Source organism: Armatimonas sp. (genome assembly GCF_043760365.1).
GTDB lineage: Bacteria > Armatimonadota > Armatimonadia > Armatimonadales > Armatimonadaceae > Armatimonas.
In genome coordinates this window covers 1-5,637 of the sequence record NZ_JAYUPA010000268.1, presented here as the reverse complement: position 1 = coordinate 5,637, position 5,637 = coordinate 1, and the positions used below count along the sequence as shown (strand labels likewise).

Here is a 5,637-nt window from a genome sequence, read left to right as displayed (position 1 = left end):
GGACACTCACCGAAAAAAACACTCCCTTAGTGCACCAGCTCTGTACCCGTCTTGACGATCTGCCTTTCGCCATCGAGCTGGCCGCCGCACGCATCGCGAGCCTTCCCCTTGAGGAGCTTGTCCGACGCGTGGATGCTCGTTTTGATCTGCTCACGGGAGGAAACCGCTCCGCACTCCGACGGCAGCAGACTCTCCGTGCCACCATGGACTGGAGCTGGGCACTCCTGACTTCCGACGAACAAGAGGCGCTGCGCCAGCTTGCGATCTTCCCCAGCCCATTCTCTCTGGAAGTCAGCGAGGCGGCCTGCCCCAATAGCCTGAGCCTTCTCCCCTCTCTCGTCGAAAAATCGCTGATTGCCTTTTCCCCAGAGACAGGTCAGTACCGCCTTCTCGAAACAGTCCGGGAGTATGTCATGGAGCAGGGCCTAGGCGAATCGGGTCGCACCGCGCGCTGGGGCTATTTGCGCTATGCTTGCCAACAAGTGGAGAAGGCTGCCAGGAACCAATTCTTGCCCGCAGAGCGTCGGCTCTGGCACGACACCCTCGAAGCGACCTACGACAATCTTCGGCTTGCTCTCGAAAATGCCCTGGAAACCTCCCCCTCGCAAGCCCTCCACCTCGCCGCGAACCTCTGGACATTCTGGTGGGAGCGAGGCTACTGGCACGAAGGACTTCGCACATTACAAGCCGTTTTAGAGATCAGCACGGACAAGAGACTCGATCATTGGGTTCGCGCACAGTTGGGAGCAGGGATACTCGCCTACGAAACAGGTCAGTACGCCAAGGCACATCAGTACCTAACAGAAGCGCATAAACGCGCTCGCCATACGAACGATACTTGGACAGAGGGCGAAGCACTCAGAATACAAGGTCTGGTGCGCTGGAACGAGGGAGATTCAGAGGAGGCACGCACACTCTATCACCAGAGCCAGATGTGCTTTCAACGGAGTGGGCACACAGCGGGCCAAGCAGGCGTTCTGGCCAACCTGGGGCATCTCACCTGGAATCTAGGGAGCCTGGAAGAGTCTACGCAGTACAATTTACAAAGTCGTAGCCTTTACCAGTCCCTTGGGGATGAAGTCGGACTGGCGGAGACAAGCGCCCAACTCGGCCTGATCGCCCGTAGCCAAAGTGACTACGGACGAGCACATCGTTTTTTTGAAGAGGCACTCACCCTGCGCAGAAAACTAGGGCTACGCAGTGGCATTGTCACGGTGCTACACCATCTGGGTGTTCTGGCCTACCTAGAGCACCGCTACGACGACGCACAGACGCGGCTTCAAGAAAGTGTCTCTCTCTGGCGTGCACTTGGCGACCCGGGCTGGCTCGCGCTCTCTCTTTACTATCTTGGGTTGGTACAGCGCGCACAACGCACCTGGGCTGAGGCGATTCTCTCACTCACCGAGGCGCTGCTGCTTCGGCGGCGTCAGGGAACGAAGCGCTCAATCGCAGGACTCCAGTATGCACTGGGCACGATCTGGCTCGAACAAAGACACTACGAAGACGCCCAACAGGCACTCCAAGAGAGCGTCCAGCTTCGGCATGAGATAGGGTTACCAGTCTTCTGCGGAGAAGCACTGGACGCCTTAGCCTGCCTCCATGCACGCCAAGATAACTTTGTCCGAGCCACTGCGCATCTTGCCTGCGCCACAGCTCTCCGCAAGGGCCACGACGAAGTTGAAGAAGAGCATCCCTACCGCGACGAAGCCATGACTAAAACGTCAGAGGCCCTCTCAGCAGAAGAGTGGCAGTGTCTCTGGGAGGAAAGTGTGATGCTCTCACCTCTTAGCCTCTGACGTTTCCTCGTTATCAAACCACGCGGCCGTGCGGCGGAGTCCTTCGTCGAGTTCAAACTGTGGCACATAGCCCAGAGTCCTAAGCCGCTCAATGGCAACCTCCCAGCGCTGCGCATCCCCTACCCACGAGGAACCCGTGTAGGAAAGCGTTGTCTGCCCCGCGAGCCCACGCACTGCGATGAGCTGCTTCGCCAACTGGGTGACAGAGCAGTAGGCCCCAGAGGACAAGTTGTAGCTCTCCCCAACCTCACCCTCTACCGCCAAAGTCAGGAGCCCTTGGACGGTGTCCATCACGTAGGTAAAGTCTCGCACCTGCTGCCCCGTCCCCAGAATCTCCAGATTGGCAGGGTTGGCCCTGAGCTTGCGTAAGAAATCCAGCACCACAAAGCGGGCCATACGCGGGCCGTAGGCGTTGAAGATCCGCGCAATAATCACAGGAGTTTTGTAGACACGTACAAACATTCGTGAGATAACCTCGGCACAGAGCTTACTGGCACCGTAGGGCGAGATGGGCGCAAGCAAATCAGTCTCGGTTATCGGAAAGCTCAGTGGTTCCCCATAGACGGCTCCCGAGGAAATGGCAACCACACGCGCGGTGTTTCCTGCGATTCTCACGGCATTGAGTAGGACGAAAGTTCCCGATGCATTAGCCTCATAGTCATAGACAGGCTCTTGTACAGAACCAGGCACAGAAGCATTCGCTGCGAGATGAAAGACTGCAACAGGTGAAAGCCGCGTGATCAAAGGCTCCACCGTAGTAGCCTCTCTCACATCACCTTCGAGCTTCTCAACTCCAGAAATTCCATCCAGATTGCTCCATTTACCCGCCTGTAAGTTATCTAAAACCGTAACATAGGCTCCAGCGTCGCCCAGCACAGCCACCAAATGCGAGCCAATAAACCCCGCCCCGCCCGTCACAAGCACCTGCTGCCCGGCAAAACGTGCCGCCAATGCCTTCACTTTTTCTTCTGGACTAGTCAACTCTCATTGCCCCTTTCTTTTGAACCAGTGCCCCATAAAGCGCCTCAAGCTGATCTACGACAGCTTGGGTCGAATATTTCTGCTCCACGAGCTTACGCCCCGCTTCACCAAGTTCGGTGCGTTTCGCAGGATTGCCCAGAAGAGTCTGAAGCGCTACCGCCACTGCCTCACCATTCTGCTCCGCACAGAGCCCGCCACCGCTATCCACTAGCAATTCAGGAAGGCCATGTGCCATACCACCCACAATAGGCTTCCCCAGACTCCATGCCTCCAAATAGACCGTCGGCAGGATCTCACTCATTGAGGGCATGCAGAACACATCACAAGCCGCCAGTGCATCGCCTTTTTCCTGGGCACTTACTTTGCCCAAATACTTCATACGTGGATCGGCTCCCTCAAAGATCGCGATCTCCTCCGGACTGCCTGGCCCAATAAACAAAAACTGTGTCTCTGGCCGCGTCATCCAGACTTTAGGAGCAGCCTCAACGACGGCACGCGCACCCTTTTGTACCATCATCCTGCCCACATAAAGTACTACAGGTAGGTTTCCCAATCCGTGGCGCTCCCGAAACCCTTCTCCATCCACCGTTTCGGGAAGCTCAGGTGAAACCCCAATAGTATGTATTTTTTTGGCAGGAACCCCCAAAGACTGCAAGTAGGCTGAGTCGGTGGGAACCAGTCCAATTACACCTGCACAGCGCTTGTAGAACGCAGCATCATCGGGGCCATCGCCCCACTGCTGTGGGTGCACAAAAGGCGTACAGACAAAGGGAATCCCACGCCTATCTGCCTCCTGTTGCGCCGTCCAACCAAGGTAGTCGCCCGCCAGTGAGTGCACCACATCCACTCCCTCAAGGTGCTCAGCAATACACGGCCCAATCAGCGCTGAATAGGCAGGGAATCCCAATCGATGCAGTGGATGATAGAGCCAGCGCTGAATTTTAGGCAATGCTCGTAGGGCAATCGGTGCCAAACGGAGCCGTTCAACTCCACTGCGTGGTGCCAGAGAGTAGATGGGAATGGGACCATCTGTTCCATCCGGATGCGTAGGAGCAAGTAGCGATGTGTGCAACATCGCGAAGCGAGGGTGTCCTCTAAACGCCCCAAAATTCATAGCTATGATACACACATCATGCCCACGATGCTGATATTCGTGCGCAATTTGCCGAATATGAGTTTCTACGCCACCAATAAAAGGTAAATAATTCTGCGAAACAAGCAGGATTTTCATGACATGGTATTCCTTCGAGGCCTACAATAGTACCTCAAAAAACGACGAATACCCCCACCCCAGAAATGAAAAGCCTTTAAAAAGCGTTGTGCCTTCCAAAGTTTAGCCGCTTGAGAAAATCCGTGATATGCAACAATTATCGTCTGATAGTTAAATAACGCTTCATCCAAACGTAACTGTTGTTCGGGAGCAAGGCCTCTTAATCCCATCCATTTCGTTATCAGCTTAGCCCTTTGCCCTTCTAAATAATTGAATCGCTCTTCATCAAGATTACTCGCCGTATTCTGACTAGAATGACGACGATACAGCACAAGCTTATCAGGCAAATAATGTATTTCTGACCGGATTGCCATATGAAGAAAAATATCCGAGTCTTCATACGGCTGACCAAATTTTTCATCGAACCCTGGAGTCTGTTCGTAAATATCACGACGAAAAACAGAGATACTAGGAATAATTCCTGCATTGCCTAATATCGCTTCAATTGTCGTATTTTTTTGACTCGTAGGAATTTCGCAAACTCGGCCATTCATAATTCCCAAACGAGGAAGCCCCATAACATGCTCATATTGAATAGGAAGAAGTTCTCCGTCATTTCCAATAACGTGATGCCCCGTATGCACCATCCCAACCTCTGGATGAATATCAAGATACCGAATAACTACCTGAAAAAGCTGCGGATCGATAACATCATCGGCATCTAGAAAGTAGACATAGTCAGATACATTTTTCAAACTTTTAAAACCCATATTTCGTGCTTTAGCTACCCCTCCATTGGGCTGAGCTATAACATAAATACGTGCATCTCTTGCCGCATAAGATTCAGCCAAAGATCGCGACCCATCGGTACTTCCATCATCGACAATTACATATTCCCAATCGGTAAATTCTTGACACAACACACTTTCGATTAGTGCCCCCAGAAAACGTTCCGCATTATAGCATGGTGTCACGACACTTATCTTTGGCATAATAAAAAGCTCCAGATTGTTCTGCCACAATAAAAAACATTTAAATCTAATCTCATTTTTTAATTAAACCCTTATAATCATATTTACGACTCACAGTTCGATTATTTATAAAATAATTATAATACCCTTTACTATGATAATAGTAAAATTCAGCTTCAGAAATTCCTTCTTTAGCATTCACCCCCCACCCTTTCCGTAACGACCTTAATTTCATCCGTAAATATGCAAAACGCGATCCTTCCACCAAATAATCTTTATGAAACCAATTATAGTCAATATATGCCTGAGTCATTCCAGCATTATAAGCACGCTTCAACCAAGATTTATGCAATAACCTATCAACATGAAAATGGTGTTCAACAACAGCATTTTCACAAAATTGAATGCGAAAACCAGCTTCAATTAATTGCAATGAAAGTAAAGTATCATCACCAAAACCCAGTTTCCCTGGCCCCATCTCGATATCAAAACCAGGAATAACATCTAAAATCGTCCTCTTAAATGCCATATTCGCACCGATCAAATATTCAGGATTAGCTTTATCTATCCAAACGGTCTGGGCAAGGCATGCACGATGAAGATCAGTCATCCATTCACGCTCTAAATAGTGCGCAATAACAATTTCTCCTACACAAGCATCTGTCATATCATCTCTAAT

General features: G+C 51.1%; 5 protein-coding genes. 1 reads left to right on the top strand and 4 read right to left on the bottom strand.

All coding sequences use genetic code 11. The annotated features are described in order from the left end of the window. Positions 1 to 1,796, top strand: a 1,796-nt coding sequence (locus tag ACH2EH_RS06450; protein ID WP_395140045.1) for an ATP-binding protein, incomplete at its 5' end; no start/stop codon positions are given. Here the strand turns inward: ACH2EH_RS06450 and ACH2EH_RS06445 are convergent. From ACH2EH_RS06445 to ACH2EH_RS06430, 4 genes are all read right to left on the bottom strand, one after another. Then, a complete protein-coding gene (locus tag ACH2EH_RS06445; protein WP_395140043.1) occupies positions 1,779 to 2,777 on the bottom strand; it encodes a GDP-mannose 4,6-dehydratase in 999 nt (332 codons plus the stop codon). The two genes, ACH2EH_RS06450 and ACH2EH_RS06445, sit on opposite strands and share 18 nt — an antisense overlap. Beyond that, positions 2,770 to 4,008, bottom strand: coding sequence for a glycosyltransferase family 4 protein (locus tag ACH2EH_RS06440; RefSeq protein WP_395140041.1), 1,239 nt, complete (start codon positions 4,006 to 4,008; stop codon positions 2,770 to 2,772). Before ACH2EH_RS06440 ends, ACH2EH_RS06445 begins: the two co-directional genes overlap by 8 nt. Further along, positions 4,005 to 4,979 (bottom strand): glycosyltransferase family 2 protein, encoded by a 975-nt coding sequence (locus ACH2EH_RS06435; RefSeq protein ID WP_395140039.1) that lies wholly within the window; start codon positions 4,977 to 4,979, stop codon positions 4,005 to 4,007. The genes ACH2EH_RS06440 and ACH2EH_RS06435 overlap by 4 nt, the downstream gene beginning before the upstream one ends. A 52-nt stretch (positions 4,980 to 5,031) precedes the next feature. Beyond that, positions 5,032 to 5,637, bottom strand: a 606-nt coding sequence (locus tag ACH2EH_RS06430) for a glycosyltransferase family 2 protein (RefSeq protein ID WP_395140037.1), incomplete at its 5' end; no start/stop codon positions are given.

Bases quoted from the DNA above. Each gene is read 5' to 3' on its own strand.
- ACH2EH_RS06435 (WP_395140039.1), bottom strand. From the start codon at position 4,979: ATGCCAAAGATAAGTGTCGTGACACCATGCTATAATGCGGAACGTTTT.
- ACH2EH_RS06440 (WP_395140041.1), bottom strand. From the start codon at position 4,008: ATGAAAATCCTGCTTGTTTCGCAGAATTATTTACCTTTTATTGGTGGC.